The organism is Micromonospora sp. WMMD1219 (assembly GCF_049315215.1).
Classification (GTDB): Bacteria; Actinomycetota; Actinomycetes; order Mycobacteriales; family Micromonosporaceae; genus Micromonospora; species Micromonospora tulbaghiae.
On the sequence record NZ_CP186057.1, the window covers coordinates 1,977,501 to 1,994,712 of the forward strand.

Annotated in this window: 5 protein-coding genes, 2 rRNA genes and 2 pseudogenes; 6 read left to right on the forward strand and 3 right to left on the reverse strand. The window is 71.0% G+C overall.

From position 1 onward, the window contains the following. The first annotated feature begins 273 nt into the window (after positions 1-273). The 3 genes from ACN27C_RS09515 (at position 274) to ACN27C_RS09525 (ending at position 4,537) form a co-directional block, all read left to right on the forward strand. Positions 274-3,382 (forward strand): 23S ribosomal RNA (locus ACN27C_RS09515). A gap of 75 nt (positions 3,383-3,457) precedes the next feature. Continuing rightward, a 5S ribosomal RNA gene (gene rrf, locus ACN27C_RS09520) occupies positions 3,458-3,574 on the forward strand. Positions 3,575-3,910: 336 nt separating this feature from the next. After that, a complete protein-coding gene (locus ACN27C_RS09525; protein WP_364808851.1) occupies positions 3,911-4,537 on the forward strand; it encodes an NADPH-dependent F420 reductase in 627 nt (208 codons plus the stop codon). A gap of 54 nt (positions 4,538-4,591) precedes the next feature. Here ACN27C_RS09525 and ACN27C_RS09530 read toward each other — a convergent pair whose 3' ends face one another. Then, positions 4,592-6,409, reverse strand: coding sequence for a VanW family protein (locus ACN27C_RS09530; RefSeq protein WP_364812231.1), 1,818 nt, complete (start codon positions 6,407-6,409; stop codon positions 4,592-4,594). 186 nt (positions 6,410-6,595) lie between these two features. On the opposite strand from ACN27C_RS09530, the pseudogene nudC reads away from it, so the two are divergent. After that, positions 6,596-7,519, forward strand: a pseudogene (gene nudC, locus ACN27C_RS09535) (NAD(+) diphosphatase); the annotation flags it as partial. On the opposite strand, the gene ACN27C_RS09540 reads toward nudC, so the two are convergent. Continuing rightward, positions 7,410-8,699: a lipopolysaccharide biosynthesis protein gene (locus tag ACN27C_RS09540; protein WP_422750961.1), complete on the reverse strand. Its 1,290-nt coding sequence runs from the start codon at positions 8,697-8,699 to the stop codon at positions 7,410-7,412. The pseudogene nudC and the gene ACN27C_RS09540 sit on opposite strands and share 110 nt — an antisense overlap. 452 nt (positions 8,700-9,151) lie before the next feature. After that, a pseudogene (locus ACN27C_RS09545) lies at positions 9,152-13,423 on the reverse strand (alpha-(1->3)-arabinofuranosyltransferase); the annotation flags it as partial. Positions 13,424-13,591: 168 nt separating this feature from the next. On the opposite strand from ACN27C_RS09545, the gene ACN27C_RS09550 reads away from it, so the two are divergent. Beyond that, positions 13,592-15,469: a hypothetical protein gene (locus ACN27C_RS09550; RefSeq protein WP_422751601.1), complete on the forward strand. Its 1,878-nt coding sequence runs from the start codon at positions 13,592-13,594 to the stop codon at positions 15,467-15,469. Beyond that, on the forward strand, positions 15,469-17,178 hold the full coding sequence (locus ACN27C_RS09555) for a hypothetical protein (protein WP_422750962.1): 1,710 nt from the start codon (positions 15,469-15,471) through the stop codon (positions 17,176-17,178). The genes ACN27C_RS09550 and ACN27C_RS09555 overlap by 1 nt, the downstream gene beginning before the upstream one ends. The last annotated feature ends 34 nt before the right edge of the window (positions 17,179-17,212 follow it).

Sequence of the window (17,212 nt, forward strand, 5' to 3'; positions counted from 1 at the left end):
TCCTCTAGTACAGCCACCTGCGGGTGGTGGGAACGAGAACCTGGTGCGGCTGGCGCGGGATGTAAGCACCCTGTTGGGTCCTGAAAGAACAACCCGAGTGGTTGTTGTTTCAGAGCCTTGAGATGCCCCTGTGGACTGTGTTTCCGGGGGCGGAAGGCGCCAGGCATGGCCTGGTCTCGCAAACCGTAATCACGTGGTGGTTGTAGGTGTGGGGCTGTGGGTTGTGGGTTGGTTGTTTGTTGAGAATTGCACAGTGGACGCGAGCATCTTTGTGGTCAAGTTGTCAAGGGCGAACGGTGGATGCCTTGGCACCAGGAGCCGATGAAGGACGTGGGAGGCCGCGATAGGCCTGGGGGAGCTGTCAACCAAGCTGTGATCCCAGGGTGTCCGAATGGGGAAACCCGGCATCAGTCATGTGATGTCACCCGCACCTGAACACATAGGGTGTGTGGGGGGAACGCGGGGAAGTGAAACATCTCAGTACCCGTAGGAAGAGAAAACAAATTAGTGATTCCGTGAGTAGTGGCGAGCGAAAGCGGATTGAGGCTAAACCGGCGGCGTGTGATACCTGTCAGGGGTTGCGTGGTCGGGGTTGTGGGACCCTGCTGGACAAGCTGACACTTGTTCGAGGAGTTACAAAGCCAGTGGTTAGTCGAACAGTCTGGAATGGCTGACCGTAGACGGTGATAGTCCGGTAGGTGAAAGCTGCTGGTCTTCTGTGGGTGTTCCCGAGTAGCGGCGGACTCCTGAAATCTGCCGTGAATCTGCCAGGACCACCTGGTAAGCCTAAATACTTCCTGGTGACCGATAGCGGACGAGTACCGTGAGGGAATGGTGAAAAGTACCCCGGGAGGGGAGTGAAATAGTACCTGAAACCGTTCGCCTACAATCCGTCGGAGCCTTGCGGGGTGACGGCGTGCCTTTTGAAGAATGAGCCTGCGAGTTAGTGGCATGTGGCGAGGTTAACCCGTGTGGGGGAGCCGTAGCGAAAGCGAGTCTGAATAGGGCGTTTTTAGTCGCATGCTCTAGACCCGAAGCGGAGTGATCTAGCCATGGGCAGGCTGAAGCGCGGGTAAGACCGCGTGGAGGGCCGAACCCACCAACGTTGAAAAGTTGGGGGATGACCTGTGGTTAGGGGTGAAAGGCCAATCAAACTCCGTGATAGCTGGTTCTCCCCGAAATGCATTTAGGTGCAGCGTCGCGTGTTTCTTGCCGGAGGTAGAGCACTGGATGGTCTAGGGGGCCCACAAGCTTACCGAAATCAGCCAAACTCCGAATGCCGGTAAGTGAGAGCGCGGCAGTGAGACTGCGGGGGATAAGCTTCGTAGTCGAGAGGGAAACAGCCCAGATCACCAGCTAAGGCCCCTAAGCGTGTGCTAAGTGGAAAAGGATGTGGGGTCGCATAGACAACCAGGAGGTTGGCTTAGAAGCAGCCACCCTTTAAAGAGTGCGTAATAGCTCACTGGTCAAGTGGTTCCGCGCCGACAATGTAGCGGGGCTCAAGCACACCGCCGAAGCTGTGGCATTCACATAATAACTTCGTATCTCCTTGATGGGATATGCAGGTGTGTGGATGGGTAGGGGAGCGTCGTGCCGGGGGTGAAGCAGCGGGGTGACCCAGTTGTGGACGCGGCACGAGTGAGAATGCAGGCATGAGTAGCGAAAGAAGGGTGAGAAACCCTTCCGCCGGATGACCAAGGGTTCCAGGGCCAGGCTAATCCGCCCTGGGTGAGTCGGGACCTAAGGCGAGGCCGAGAGGCGTAGTCGATGGACAACGGGTTGATATTCCCGTACCCGCGAAAGAGCGACCCTGACGAACCTCGTTGTGCTAACCACCCGAGCTGCCGGCGGTCTTCGGACCAATGGTGGGGAGCGTGGGAACCTGGCGGGTAGTAGTCAAGCGATGGGGTGACGCAGGAAGGTAGCTGAGCCCGGCCGGTGGTTGTGCCGGGGTAAGCGTGTAGGCCGGTGTGTAGGCAAATCCGCACACCATGAGGCTGAGACGTGATGCCGAGCCGATTCAGGTGAAGTCAGTGATCCTATGCTGCCGAGAAAAGCCTCTAGCGAGTTCTTAGCGGCCCGTACCCCAAACCGACACAGGTGGTCAGGTAGAGAATACCGAGGCGATCGGGCGAACTGTGGTTAAGGAACTCGGCAAATTGCCCCCGTAACTTAGGGAGAAGGGGGGCCGGAGACGTGAAGCCCCGCGCGGGTGGAGCGTTGTATGGCCGCAGAGAGCAGGGGGAAGCGACTGTTTACTAAAAACACAGGTCCATGCGAAGAAGTAATTCGATGTATATGGACTGACGCCTGCCCGGTGCTGGAACGTTAAGGGGACCTGTTAGCTCTTCGGGGCGAAGCGGAGAACTTAAGCGCCAGTAAACGGCGGTGGTAACTATAACCATCCTAAGGTAGCGAAATTCCTTGTCGGGTAAGTTCCGACCTGCACGAATGGCGTAACGACTTCCCCACTGTCTCAACCACAGGCCCGGCGAAATTGCATTACGAGTAAAGATGCTCGTTACGCGCGGCAGGACGGAAAGACCCCGGGACCTTTACTATAGCTTGACATTGGTATCTGAATTAGCTTGTGTAGGATAGGTGGGAGCCGGTGAAGTCCATACGCCAGTATGGGTGGAGGCAATCTTGAAATACCACTCTGGTTGATTTGGGTATCTAACTTCGGACCGTTATCCGGTTCAGGGACAGTGTCTGGTGGGTAGTTTAACTGGGGCGGTTGCCTCCTAAAGGGTAACGGAGGCGCCCAAAGGTTCCCTCAGCCTGGTTGGCAATCAGGTGTTGAGTGCAAGTGCACAAGGGAGCTTGACTGTGAGACTGACAGGTCGAGCAGGGACGAAAGTCGGGACTAGTGATCCGGCACTGGCATGTGGAAGCGGTGTCGCTCAACGGATAAAAGGTACCCCGGGGATAACAGGCTGATCTTCCCCAAGAGTCCATATCGACGGGATGGTTTGGCACCTCGATGTCGGCTCGTCGCATCCTGGGGCTGTAGCAGGTCCCAAGGGTTGGGCTGTTCGCCCATTAAAGCGGTACGCGAGCTGGGTTTAGAACGTCGTGAGACAGTTCGGTCCCTATCCGCCGTGCGCGTAGGATACTTGAGAAGGGCTGTCCCTAGTACGAGAGGACCGGGACGGACGAACCTCTGGTGTGCCAGTTGTCCCGCCAGGGGCACGGCTGGTTAGCTACGTTCGGAAGGGATAACCGCTGAAAGCATCTAAGCGGGAAGCTCGCTTCAAGATGAGGTATCCCACCCACATTGTGGGGTAAGGCCCCCAGCTAGACGACTGGGTTGATAGGCCGGAAATGTAAGCCCGGTAACGGGTTCAGTTGACCGGTACTAATAGGCCGAGGACTTGACTACCAAGCTGCTACGCGTCCACTGTGCAACTCTGAACAAACCACCACCCATCTGGGTTGGTTGACATGTTCATAGAGTTACGGCGGTCATGGCGGAGGGGAAACGCCCGGCAACATTCCGAACCCGGAAGCTAAGCCCTCCAGCGCCGATGGTACTGCACTCGGGAGGGTGTGGGAGAGTAGGACACCGCCGGACAATCTTCCAATTCAGGGCCACCCCTACACGGGGTGGCCCTGAATTGCGTCCTCCCCGGGCCCGGACGCGTGTGAGTGATGGCTGGCCCACCATTTCCCCGAAGTGGCGGCAACGAAGTACCCCGGACCCAGCCACTTCCCCGAACTGGCGAACCGGCCCACCACTTCCCCCCAATTGCGTTCCCCCCGGAAAACACCACGACGGGCCGCCTCGGTCTCGTACCGTCGAGCCGGGACCGTCGACGCACGCTCGCCCGCCGGCTCGCCGGCGCGAAACGTGACGTGTCGTACGCCGGGACCGTGATCGGGTCCGACCGCACGGGGTACAGGAGTGGGCATGGAGATCGGAATCATCGGGTCGGGGCACATCGGGGGCACCCTCACCCGTCGTCTGCGTTCACTCGGTCACGACGTCGCGGTGGCCAACTCCCGCGGGCCGGAGAGCCTGGCCGACCTGGCCGCCGAGACCGGCGCCCGGGCCGTTTCGGTGGAGGATGCCGTTCAGGGTGCCGAGCTGGTGGTGATCGCGATCCCGCTGAAGGCGGTGCCGCAGCTCCCGGCGGCGCTCTTCGACGGCAAGCTCGTGGTCGACGCCAACAACTACTACTCCCAGCGGGACGGCGACATCCCCGAGCTGCTGGACCGCAGCCTCAGCTCCAGCCGCTGGACCGCTGACCACCTCAAGGGCGCGCGGGTGGTGAAGGTCTTCAACAACATCCAGGCCGCGCACCTGATGGACGAGGGCAAGCCGGCGGGCACCTCCGGCCGGATCGCGCTGCCGGTGGCCGCCGACGACGCGGACGCCAAGCGGACCGTCATGGGCCTGGTGGACGAGCTGGGCTTCGACCCGGTCGACGCGGGCACCCTGGACGAGAGCTGGCGGCAGCAGCCGGACACGCCCGTCTACGGCACCGATCTGGACGCCGACGGCGTACGCGAAGGGCTGGCCGCGGCACGGCCGTGACAAGCATGGGAAAGGCCCCGCCGGATCCGGCGGGGCCTTCTCGCGTTCGGTGGATCAGTCGTCGCCGCCCGGCTTCGGGGCGCAGATGAAGCGCGGCTCGGCGTCGTAGCGCCAGCTGAACTTCTCCCGCTTGAACACCTTGCCGTCCTTCTTGATGACCCGGTACGCGTCCTGGGCGAACCCGACCGCGCCGGCGGCGGCGATGCAGGTCGGCCCCGGCGTCAGGTAGACCGTCTTCGGCTGGGTGATGTTGCGGCGCGGGCCGTACTCGGTCTTCACGCTGTCGTAGATCTTGGTGCTCCAGATCGACACGGTGATCGAGCTGGACGTGTACGACGTGTCGATCAGTACGCCGTAGGGCGTGTTGTTGCGGAACTTGAAGTCGAGCTGCGGCCAGTAGATGGTCGACTCGATCACCGCCGGGTAGCGGCTGAAGTAGAACGAGTGCGGCTTGTGCTCGACGTCCTCCAGCCCGGCGTAGTAGGTGGCGTTGAACAGCGTGGTGGTGAACTGCGAGACGCCACCGCCGACGCCCGGCACCAGCTTGCCGCCGACGATCGTCGGGGCGTCCTTGTAGCCCTGGTCGTAGCCGCGTTCGCCGGTGTGCCCGTTGAGCGAGAACGTCTCGCCGGGCTTCACCAGCGCGCCGTCCACGTCCTTCGCCGCCCGGACGATGTTCTGGCTGCGCGGCGACGACAGGCCACCGGTGAAGTGGGTGGTGAATGTCGACACCCGCTCCTTGATGCCGAGCTTCGCCAGCTCCGCCTCGGTCAGCTCGGGGGCGGCCGGCTTCAGCTCGGCGGTCACCGTACGGCCCTCGGTCTTCGGCAGCACCGCGAGCAGGGCCGGGCCGAGCGCGGCGGCGTCGACCTGGCGCCCGGCCTTGCTGGGCAGCACCTTCGGCTTGCCGCCGCTGATGGTCAGCCCGGCGTCCCGCGGCTCGACCTCGAGCTTGGTCAGCTTGTCGCCGAGCGCGGTACGCAGCCGCTTGACGTCGACCTTCGGGGTGAGCGTGCCGGCGTCGTCGGCGGAGAAGCGCAGCGACCGGGCGATGGCGGCGGGCGGGACGGTGACCGAGCCTCCGTCGGTGGTGAGCGTGACCGGTGCGGCCACCGCGGGCCGGGCCAGTTCGGCGATGATCCGGTCCACCTCCTCGCGGGTGGTGGCCGGCCACTTCTCGACGAGCGGCACGGTGACCGGCTCGGCGGCCAGCCAGCCGGCCTTGACCACGGCGGCGGCGCCGTCGGTGTCGATCGTCAGCGCCGGCTTCGGGTAGACGGGCTTCGGTGTGGTCCCGGTCCAGATGATCGCCGGCATGGTCATCTCACGCCCCTGCGCGCCCATCACCTTGCGCAGGGCCGCCCCCAGCTTGGCCTGGTCGACGGTGACCACCGGCTCGACCGACCGGGAGCCGACGAGTCGGCTCACCGCGTGCGCGTCCGCCTCGGCGGCCGCCGCCACAGTCGCCTCCACGTCGATCGCGAGCCCCACGTCGGACGGCTTCAGCTCGGCCTTGTTCCCACCGACTGTGACCGCGAGCGGGGTGTTCAACGTGTCAGCCCGGCGTTCCAGCTCGGCGCGGAGCGCCTGGGCCGCTTCGGCCTTGCTCCGCCCGCCCAGCTCGGTGCCGAGCACCGTGGTGCCGCGGGGCACGTCACCGGCGTACGCGTAGGCACCCAGGCCGACGCCGCCGGCGAGCACGGCCGCGACGATCCCGCCGGCCAGCAGCAGCCGGGCCCGTCGCGAGCGTGCCGGCTTGCCGCCGCCCCCCGGTGGTGTGGCGACCGGCTCCATCTCGACGCCGGGCCAGCTCACCGCCGCCACCTTGATGGTGGGCCGGTCGTCGGCAGCCGGCATCTTCTCGCCGTACATCGTCACTGCAACCTCGATCGGAAGTACACGCGGGGACCGCTTCCCCCGCGGGAGACACCTACGGTAACCAACGCTCGGGCCCGCCGGGAGTGTCCGGTCCGGCGGTCGTGTCGGCGGACCGCCGGTGTCGCACCGATCACCCGTTTCGGGGCCGTGCCGGGGCGTGGATCGTGACACGGTGAGCTGGTGCGGACACAGGATCGGGTGCCGGCGTACGGCGGCGGGTGGCTGGACCGGGCTGCGGCGCGGCGCGCCGACGCGGACTGGCTGGCCGAACGGCTGGCCGATCCGGCGAGCGTCGTGCTGCCGCTGTGGCGGGACCGCTGCCTGGTCGACGACGACGGCCCGGTCCGGCTCACCGGGGAGCGCGCGTCGGCGGTCCGGGCCGCCGCGGGCGAGACCGTCTTCCTCGGGGTCGACGGCGACGCGGCGGTGTTCGCCGTGGATCTCTCCGCGCTGGGCGAGCGGGCCGCAGTGGAGGCGGCCTCCGCGACGAAGGCTCTCGACCTGCGGGCGCTGGCCGGCCGGCTCGACCCGGCCGGTGCGGCCGTGCAGGCGTACGCCCGGGGGTTGCTGTTGTGGCACCGGCAGCAGCGCTACTGCGGTGCGTGCGGCGCGGCGGCGGTGGCCGGTGGTGGCGGGCACGTCCGGGCCTGCGCCGGCGCGGAGTGCGGGCGGCTGCTGTTCCCCCGGATCGAGCCGGCCGTCATCGTGCTCGTCGAGGCGCCCGGCCCGCCGGGGCGCTGCCTGCTGGCCCGGCACGCGGGCGCGGCCGAGGGGGCCTGGTCGACGCTCGCCGGTTTCGTCGAGGTCGGCGAGAGCCTGGAGGACGCGGTCCGCCGGGAGCTTCAGGAAGAGGCGGGCGTGACCGTCACCGACGTGACCTACCAGGGGTCGCAGGCGTGGCCGTTCCCCGCCGGCCTGATGGTGGGTTTCCGGGCCGTCGCCGCCTCCGAGGAGGTCCGCGTCGACGGCGTGGAGCTGCTGGACGCGCGCTGGTTCACGCGGGCGGAGCTGCGGGAGCGGATCGCGTCCGGCCGGTCGCTGGGCCGGGTGGACTCGATCGATCATCTGTTGCTGGGTGACTGGCTGTCCGCCGATGCGCCGGCACGGCCATCAGCAGTGTCGTGACCACGGCCGTCGCGAGGGCCGCGGCGACGAGACCGCCGACGGTACGCGGGCGCACGATCGCGGCGACCGTCACCAGCGCCGCGGTGCCCAGCCACAGCGGTGCCGCCGCCCACCTGACGCCCCCGGCTAGCCGGTCGTTGAGCAGCACGAACGTCATCGCGTAGAGCGCGCCGACGGCGGCGAACAGCGGCGCGTACCGGCCGAGCGCCGTGTAGTCGGGTCCGCCGACGAGCCGGAAGGCCAACCCGCCCGCGACCGCCGACGCGCCGACCAGGACCAGACCGCACGCACCCGTCACCGCGAGCGCGACGGTGCGGCTGCGGCGGTCCCCGCGGGCCAGGCGCGGCAGGGCGAGGACGGCGGCGACCTGCGGCGCCCAGAGCGCGCCCTTGGTCAGGACGGTCCCCACCGAGTACGCCCCGGAGCCCGACGGTGGCAGCAGTTGCCGGGCCAGGAGCAGGTCGGCGTAGGAGACGACGAGCATCGCCAGCGTCGCCCCGCATCCGGCGGTCACCTGGGCGACGGTCAGGCGCGGGGCGGCCGACGGACGCCGGGGCGTACCGGTGAGCCAGGCCAGCGCCGGTGGCGCAAGCGCGGCGGTGAGCGCACCGATCCCCAGCGCGCCGGTCAGGCCCGCGCCGAGCAGCAGCCCCACGATCACCCCGCCGTAGCGGGCGGCGGCGAGCAGCGCCATCGCGGTGGCGAGCCGCAGGAAGCGCTGACCGCCCTGCAGTTCGCCGAGCGAGCGCGACGAGAGCACCACCGAGGCGGTGGTGACCGCCAGCAGCGCGGGCACCACCGCCGGCAGGTCCAGCGCGGCGACCAGCACCGGCGTCGCCACCAGCAGCGCCCCCGCGCACACGGCGGCGGTCAGCACGGTGAGCCGCCGGGTGTCGGACGGGCCGTGCCGGGCGTGGTGCACGGCGACCGCCAGTTGCAGGCCCAGCCCCGGCACACCGGCGATGGCCACCAGGCCGAGGGCGGTGGCGAGCGCGCCGAGGTCGTCCGCGTCGAGCTTCCGGGCGGCGAGCACCGGCACCAGGTAGGCCAGGCCGTTGACCAGGACACCGGCGAGCGTGACCGCGACGCCCGCCGCGCCCAGCCCGGTTCTCCGGCCGTCCGCCGCCTCCGGCTCGGGGCCCGGCCGGCCCTCGCTCACGTGATCTCCGAGACGCGGGACACCGGGCCGCCGTCCGAGCCGGGGCCGCCCTCCGAGCCCGGCACGCCGTCCGAGCCCGGGATGGCGTCCGAGCCCGGCACGCCGTCCGAGCCCGGGACGGCGTCCGGGCCCGGCCGCCCGTCGGGACCCGGCACGGCGCGACCGTCCAGGTCCGGACCCGGCTCGGCGTCGTGGTCCGGGCCTCGGTCCGCGCCCGGCTCGACGTCGCGGCCCGCGCCCGGCTCGGCCCCACGGTCCGTCCGCGGGGCCGCGTCAGGCTCGGCATCGCGGCTCCCGCCCGTACCGGTCTCGTGGTCCGGTCCCAGGCCCGCAACCGGACCCGGACCGATGGGTGCGGCGGCAGGAACGGCGACTGTGGCCGGAGCGGCGACGGCAGCGGCGGCGAGGGCGGGGACGGGCGTCGGCTGCCCGGCCGGCTCCGGCGCCCGGAGGGCCGGCACGGCCGGGGCCGCCGCCGAGGTCGGCCTGATCCGGCGCACGGGCCGTCGGCGGGCGGTCGTGGGAAGCCAGAGCGCGCCCAGGGCGGCGACCGTCAGGAGCTGCGGCAGCGCGTCGGTGTGCTGGTCGGCCGATTCCAGGTAGACCCACCCGGCCAGCGCCACGAGCGCGCCGGGAAGCCACGTCTCGGCCGCCCGGGCGATCCTCCTGACCCGCCGGGGGTCACCGGTCCAGGGCAGGCGGCGCGGCCCGGGTACGGCGAGCATGAAGCCCGCCGCGACCAGCAGGGCGCCGAGCAGACCGCTGTGGAGCACGAGCGCGGCGGCGCCGACCGCGAGCAGCGGCAGCGAGCGGGTGAGCCGTCGCCGGGCCGCCGGTACGGCGACGACCGCGCGATTCCCGGCCGGCCGGCGGTCCGGCAGCACCGCGAGCAGGACCACCACCGCCAGCAGGACGCCGCCGAGCAGCAGACCCATCCGGTACGGGGTGTCCGGCGTGAAGCGCAGCACCACGTCCCCGGAGACACCGGCGGGAAGGATCCAGCCCTGCTGCCAGCCGTCCACCACGAGCGGGGTGAGCGTCTTCCCGCCGACGGTCGCCTGCCAGCCGGTGTTGGTGTTCTCCCGGACCGCGAGCACCCGGTCGACGGGGTGCTCGGACACGCGTACCCGACGCTCGGTGGCCGACCAGGAACCCACCTGGATGTCGCCGGCGGTGGCCGCCGCGGCGGGCGTGGCGGTACGCGGCGCCAGCGCGACCCGGGTGGCGGCGGCGAGCGTGCTCGCCGTGGTGACGACGCGGTGCTCGCCGCTGCCCAGGTCGAGCTGCTTCGGCGTGTTGCGGCCACAGGCGGTGACCGGCATCTCGCGCATCTCCAGCAGGTCGCGCACGGTGCCGGTGAGCGTGGTGGTGACCCGGGACGAGCCGACCTGGAGCGTCGGGCCCGATCCGCAGGCCAGCTTCAGCGGCGTCTCCGGGCGGGGCGCGACAGTGGTGCCGAGGGGCAGCACCGTCACCTCGCCGACCGCGACGGGCAGCGGCTCGGGCAGGCGCAGGCCGTACGGGTCGATGCTGGTGGCGGACGGCTTGTCGAGGAACTGGATGGTGATCGAGTCGGTTCGCATCGGCGGGTCGAGCGTGAGCACACCGTCGTTGGTGAGCAGGTTGCTGCGGAACCCGTCGTTGCCGACCACCCGGACGCTGCCGAGCCGGGTGGCGGCGGTCCCGTCCTCGACGGTGAACCGGATCCGGCTGATGACCTGCGGTTCGAGCCAGGTGAGACGGAGGATCGGCGCCTCGTCGTTCAGCGCCGGTGACCAGCTCGTGGCCGGGTCGCCGTCGAGGACCGCGCCGGGCCGGCCGGCCGGGTCGGGCACCGCCGTCGAGGACGCGGTGACCTGCGGCGCGAGGCGCAACGGCTGGGCGTCGGCGACCAGCTTGTCCAGGGCGGCGTTCAGCTCCGGGCCGGGCGTCGGCCGCGCCCACATCCTCGCGTCGTACGTCCCGGCCACCGGCAGCGTGAAGGTGCGGTCGATGGTGGAGGCGTCCTCCGAGCCGCGGATCGCGTCGGTGGAGCAGCGCGGGCGGCCGTCGACGGTGAAGCAGGCGGGCGTGGACGGCGCCGCCGACACGACGACGCCGGCCGGCTGGTCGGTGGCGGGGGCGGCGGGCAACTGGAGCGTCCGGCCGGTCTCGACGCCGGGAATCTTGATCTCGGTGATGCCGACCGACTTGTCGCCGAACGGGCGCAGGTCGAACGCGGCGTCGACGGAGACCTCGACCTTGCGGGTGGCGTGGACGCCCTGCAGCTCGAAGACCATGTGGTCGCCGAACTGCTCGACGGTGCGGCTCTCGTACCCGGCGGTCACGGTGACCGTGGTGGGCAGGGCGTCGGCCTTCAGGTCGAACCACACCTCCACCCGGGTGACCCGGGTCGGGTTCGCCAGGTTCACCTCGATCCACTGCCTGTCGCTGCGCGAGTGCGGCGCCGAGCGCCAGGACGTGGCGGTGTCGCCGTCCATCGCCGCGTACGGCTGGTACTCCGGCCGGGCACCGCCGGTGGCGTCGATCTGGGAGCGGGCGGTCGAGGCGCGGATGCCGCTGATGCCCTCGAAGCGGGCGACTGTCGACCACTCCGGCCCCCAGTCGGGCAGGTAGTCGTGCGCGGGCGCGGTCACCGCGAAGGTGTCGTCGGCGGTGAGCGTCTGGGAGGAGTTGTCGCGCAGCCGGCCGAACGAGACGTCGCGCCGGCGCAGCCCGTCGGTCAGCACGACCGGCCCGGTGGTCTCGCCGGCCTTCGCGTCGCCGGCCAGGACCGTGGGCGCGGCGCCGAGCTGGCCCGAGGCGGCCAGGTCGAGCAGCGACTCGGGACCGCCGACGACTGTGGTCACGTCGTCGCGGTCGTACGCGACCACCGGCTGGACGGGCCGGTCCACCCGGTACACCTCAAGTGCGCGTCCGGGCACGTCGAGGCCCTGGTCGCGGAACTCGTCCGGGGAGTCGGAGCCGCCGCGTACCGGGCCGAAGGACACGACGCGGGTCAGCCCGGGCGAGCGTTCCAGCGCCTGCCGGACGACCGCCGGGCGGGCCGTGTCCGAGCGGCCGTGGTCGAGGTCGGCGCGGAACAGGACGTGGCTGATCCCGGAGCGGGCGAGCAGGTCGGCCAGGCCGGCCGAGCCGGCGCCGGTGGCGAGCGTCGACTCGATCGCGTCGAGCAGCCGGATCGTGGCGGGCGGGGTGAACGGGATGGCGTTGCGGACCGCCCACCGGCTGTCCAGCAGCGGCTGGGCGATCTCGTCGGTGGTGCTGCCCCAGTCGTACGCGGGGAAGCGCGCGCCGGGGACGACGAGCACGCGCCCGCGTCCGGTGTTCGCGTCCAGCCAGTCGGTGGCCTCGTGCCAGTAGCCGGGCACGTCCTTGACCGCGCCCGGGGTGGCCAGGCCACCGGCGAGCGCCGGTGAGGCGACGCCCGCGACCGCGACCATCGCGGTGCCGGCGGTGAGCCAGGCCCGGGCCGTGGCGCGGCCGCGGTGCTGCCCGGGTGCGGTCCGGGCGGCGCGTACGGCGAGGCTGACCAGGTGCGCCAGGCCGAGCGCCAGCGGCAGGCGGAGCAGCACGTCGAACTTGTGCACGTTGCGCAGCGGGGCGCCGATGCCGTCGAGGAACTGCTGCTGCGGCCCGGCGAGGATGTTGGGCAGGTCGCCGGTGTGCCCGAGCCCGACGAGCGCGACGCCGAGCAGCAGGCCGGTGATGAGGAACCGCCGGTGCGGCATCCCCCGCCGGGACAGGCCGAGCACGCCGAGCGCGGCGACCGCCAGGGTGGCCACGACGAGCAGCGTGTCGTTGGCCAGCCGCGCGCCGGCCGGGATGGTCGCGCCGAACGGGGACGCCAGGTAGGCGACCCAGTAGGAGGCGCCGCGCAGCGTCGTCACCGCGTCGGTGACGCTCGTGGTGTTGCGGGCGGTCTCGATGTAGTCGAGGAACGGCGGGCTGTACCGGCCGAGGACCAGCAGCGGGATCAGCCACCACGCGGTGGCCAGGGCGACCGCGCCGCACCAGGCCGCGAGGGCGGTGACGCGGCGGCGCAGCGGCCGGAGCGTGGCGAGCCAGAGCAGGGCGAGCGGCACCACGGCGGCGACGGCTGTGGCGTTGACGCCGCCCGCGCAGGCGACGGCGATAGCCGACCCGGCGACCGCGCGGCGCAGCCGGGCGCCCCGGGCGAGTCCGACGAGCGGGATGAGCACCCACGGCGCGACGGCGCTGGGCCAGGACTCCACCGACGACCAGCCGAGCTGGGTCAGGATGCGCGGGGACAGCGCGAACGCGACGCCGGCGATCATCCGGCCGGCGGGGCTGCCGATGCCGAGCCGGCCCGCCAGCCGCACCACACCGAGGTACGCGACGCAGAACAGCAGCGCCCACCACAGCCGCTGGACGATCCACGGCGCGATGCCCAGTTCCGTCCCGAGCAGGAAGAACGGACCCATCGGCCAGAGATACCCGTACGCCTGGTTCTGGAGCTGGCCGAACGTGCCGGTGGGGTCCCAGAGGTGCAGCGAGCGCAGTAGCCACCCGGCCGGATTGACGTTCAGGTCGACCTTGGTGTCCGGGACGACCTGCCCGGGCGCCTGCTGGAAGGCGAGTGCGGTGAGCGCGAGACAGATCGTCAGGTGCCGGAACCGTCGCGCCGTCTGCCGGGCCCGGCCGGTCTCCCGGGCGGGGAGGTCCGTCCCCGTCGGCGACGTTGTCGTCCCGTCCGCACGCATTTTCGGCTCCTGTCTCGCCGGCCGTACGCGCACCTGCAACATGACGCGTGTCGCGCGACGTTATCCGGACCGGACGCGCAGCGGCGACCTGGGGGCGTTGCGGGGCGTTATCAGGAGAACGGCCGTCCCCACGGCGTGTAAGCGTGTGGCAGGCTGCCGACCATGTCAATGCCACAAGCAGCGGCCGAGACGCATCCGGCAGCCGTCGGCGCGGAGGACGACGGACCCGGACCGCTCGGTCGCTGGATAGCCGCCGACCGCGTCCGCGCGGTCGCGATCGCGATCATCATCGTGTCCGTCGCGTCGCGCGCCGGGCTGGCCGCCCGTGGCTGGTTCTCGCAGGACGAGTTCGTCATCGCCGCGCAGGTGCTCGACACCCGGCTGGACCCGGACTACCTGCTGGGCACGTTCAACAACCACCTCATGCCGGGCGGGCTGGCGGTCGCCTGGCTGATGGTCCGGGCGGCCGGTTTCGCCGGCTGGCCGTGGATCCTGCTGCTGGCGGCCGGGCAGGCGGCGGTGGGGATCGCCCTCTACCGGCTGCTCCGTGACCTGCTGCGGCCCGGCTGGGGGCTGCTCGTCCCGCTGAGCCTGTTCCTGTTCAGCCCGCTGACGCTCGAGGTGTCGTCGCTGTGGCTGGTCGGCCTGCTGGTGCTGCCGCCGCAACTCGCCCTGGTCCTCGCCGTGGCGGCCCAGGTCCGGTACGTGCGCACCGGCCGGAGGCGGCACCTCGTCCTGGTCGCGTTCTGGCTGGTGTTCGGCCTGCTCTTCGACACCAAGGCGCTGCTGATCGTGCCGCTGCTGTTCCTGCTGACCGCGTTCCTGTTCACCAAGGGCCGCGCGTGGCGCAGCCTGGTGACCACCGTCGTGCGGTTCTGGCCGGCGTGGCTGATGCTCACCGTGCTGTCCGGGGCTTACCTGGCGTACTACCTGACCCGCCCGGCCCGTGGGCTGGACGAGCCCACCTCGGTCGGGCAGGTCTTCACCTTCCTGGGCGACCTGATCGGCGACACGGTGGTGCCGGGCCTGCTCGGCGGGCCGTGGCGCTGGACGTACGCCGGTGACGGGCCGCCGCTGTCCGACCCGTACGACATCGCGAAGTGGCTGTCCTGGGCGGTGCTCGCGGCGCTGATCGTGGTCACCGTGCGGCGGCGGCCGACCGCCGGGCGGGCCTGGCTGCTGCTCGCCTGCTACCTCGGCCTGGTCGCAGCGCTGTTCGCGGTGACCCGGCTCGGCGGACCGTTGGGGCCGCTGGTCGGCGTCGTCCCCCGGTACGTCGCGGACGTGGTGCTGGTGGCCGCGATCTGCGTCGGGGTGGCGCTGCTCGGGATGAAGGACAGCGACGAGGACGACGTCTCCGCGTGGCCGCTGCCGACCGTGCTGCGGGAGCCGGGCGCGTTCGCGGTCGGCCTGGTCTCGATGGTCGTGCTGCTGGCCACCATCGGGGTGGGCACGCTGTGGAGCACCGCGCGGTTCGGCGACAACTGGAGCACCAAGCACGGGCGGGACTACCTGGCCACGACGCAGGCCGAGTTGGCCGCCGCGCCGCCCGGCACCGTCTTCTTCGACACGACCGTCCCGGACCGGGTCGTGGCCGGGTACTTCTGGCCGGACAACCTCCAGTCCCACTTCTTCCGTCCGGCCCAGCGCCGGCCGACGTTCGTGACGATGAGCGAGAAGCCGTCGACGTTCGACGAGAACGGCCGGATCCGGCCGGTCGTGGTCGAGGGGCGCAAGGTCGCGCCCGGCACCGTGGAGGGCTGCGGGCACCTGGCCGAGGGCGGCCGGACCGTCCGCATCCCGATGGACGGCTACCTGGTGGAGTGGCCGTACGTGGTGCACTTCGGCTACGTCAGCTCCGGTGACTCGACGGCGGTGTTCAAGCTCGGCGACGCCACCCGCGAGATCACGCTGAAGAGCGGGCTGAACGACGTGTTCTTCATGCTGGAGGGCGCCGGGTCCGCCGTCGAACTGACCGTGAACACGCCCGGAGTCCGGTTGTGCACCAACCTGGTCACCATCGGCCGGGCGGTGCCGAAGCCGTAATGACCGGACGTCCCGCCGAGGGCGGCGGCCCCGCGGTCCGGCGGTGGCGGGAGTCGCTGCCGCTGTACCTCGTGGCGGTCGTCGCCACCGTGTTGATCCTGGCGCCGCTCGCGGCGCCGGGCTACGCGCTGCGGTACGACATGGTGTTCGTTCCCCGGCAGCCGCTGAGCTGGGATCTGGTGGCCCCGGCGCAGAGCCTGCCCCGGGCGGTGCCGATGGACGCGCTGGTCTCGCTGGTGACCCAGCTCGTGCCGGGCTGGGTGGTGCAGCGGGTGGCGCTGGCCGGGGCGGTCCTGTTCGCCGCCGTGGGAGCCGGACGGCTGGTGCCGACCGAGCGACGTGCGGTGCAACTCGTCGCCGCGGTGGCGTACGCGTGGACGCCGTACCTGGCCGAGCGGTTGCTGATCGGGCAGTGGGGGCTGCTGCTGGCGTACGCCGCACTGCCCTGGCTGGTGCGGGCGGCGCTGGACCTGCGGGCGGGCCGCGACGGTGCGCTCGCCCGGGTGGTGCTGTTCGCCGCGCCCGCCGCGATCACCCCGACCGGCGGCCTGATCGCGCTGGCGACGGTGCTGGTGCTGGCGGCGGACCGGGCCCGGCTGCGGCTGTCCGCGGTCGCGGTGGGCGGTGTCGCGCTGCTCAACGCCCCGTGGATCGTGGCGGCCCTGGTCACCGGCGCGGGCGGCACGTCCGACCCGGCCGGCGTGGCGGCGTTCGCGGCGCGCGCCGAGAACTGGGCGGGCCCGCTGGTGGCGCTCGCGGGCACCGGCGGCATCTGGAACGTGCAGGCCACCCCGGCCAGCCGGTCCGCCACGCTGGCCCCGCTGGCGACACTGGTCCTCGTGGTGCTGGCCGCTGTCGGCGCCGGTCTGCTACGGCGGCGGCTGCCGGCGGGCGCGGCGGTACGGCTGGGCGTGCTGGCCGGCGGCGCGTACCTGCTGGCCGCGCTCGCCGTGCTGCCCGGCGGGCAGGCGGCGCTGAGCTGGGCGGTGGCGCACGTGCCGGGGGCGGGACTGCTCCGCGACGGGCAGAAGTTCCTCGCGCCGTACGCCCTCGTGCTGGTGGTGTGCGCGGCGCTGGGCGCCGAACGGCTGGTGGCCCGGATCGACCGCGAGGTCGCCGGGATCGTGCTGGCCGGGCTGCTGCTCCTGCCGGTGGCCGTGATGCCCGACCTGGCGTTCGGCGGGGCCGGCCGGATCAGCCCGGTGCGCTACCCGGCGGACTGGCGGGCGGTCGCCGAGCGCCTGCCCGACGACCCCGGTGAGATCCTCGCCCTGCCGCTGACCACCTACCGGGCCTATCCGTGGAACCCGGGCCGGGTGGTGCTGGACCCGGCGCCCCGCTACCTGCCGGGAACCGTGCTCACCGACGACACGCTCGTGGTCGACGACGTCGCGGTGGCCGGGGAGAATCCGCGCCTGCGCGAGGTGCGCCGGGTGCTCGCCGAGGGGCGGCCGGTCTCGGCCACCGGCGTGGGCTGGGTGGTGGTGCAGCACGGTACGCCGAGCACAGTGGACCCGGCCGTCCTGGCCGGTCTCGACCTCCGGTACGAGGGGGAGTCGCTGAGCCTCTACCGGAACCCGGCCGCCTCGGGTCCGCCGCCGCGGGCCGGAGCGAGCCGCTGGCTGGTCGTGCTCGCGTGCGGAACTGCCGTTCTGGCGGTCATGGCTGCCGCCTTTTCGACCCTACGCCGGCGAGCTACTGCGTGGTAACGTCCGCTCGCACGTCTCACCATCGGAGGAATGG

Coding starts and splice junctions, on each gene's coding strand:
- ACN27C_RS09525 (WP_364808851.1), top strand. CDS start 3,911: ATGGAGATCGGAATCATCGGGTCGGGGCACATCGGGGGCACCCTCACC.
- ACN27C_RS09555 (WP_422750962.1), top strand. CDS start 15,469: ATGACCGGACGTCCCGCCGAGGGCGGCGGCCCCGCGGTCCGGCGGTGG.
- ACN27C_RS09550 (WP_422751601.1), top strand. CDS start 13,592: ATGCCACAAGCAGCGGCCGAGACGCATCCGGCAGCCGTCGGCGCGGAG.
- ACN27C_RS09530 (WP_364812231.1), bottom strand. CDS start 6,409: ATGTACGGCGAGAAGATGCCGGCTGCCGACGACCGGCCCACCATCAAG.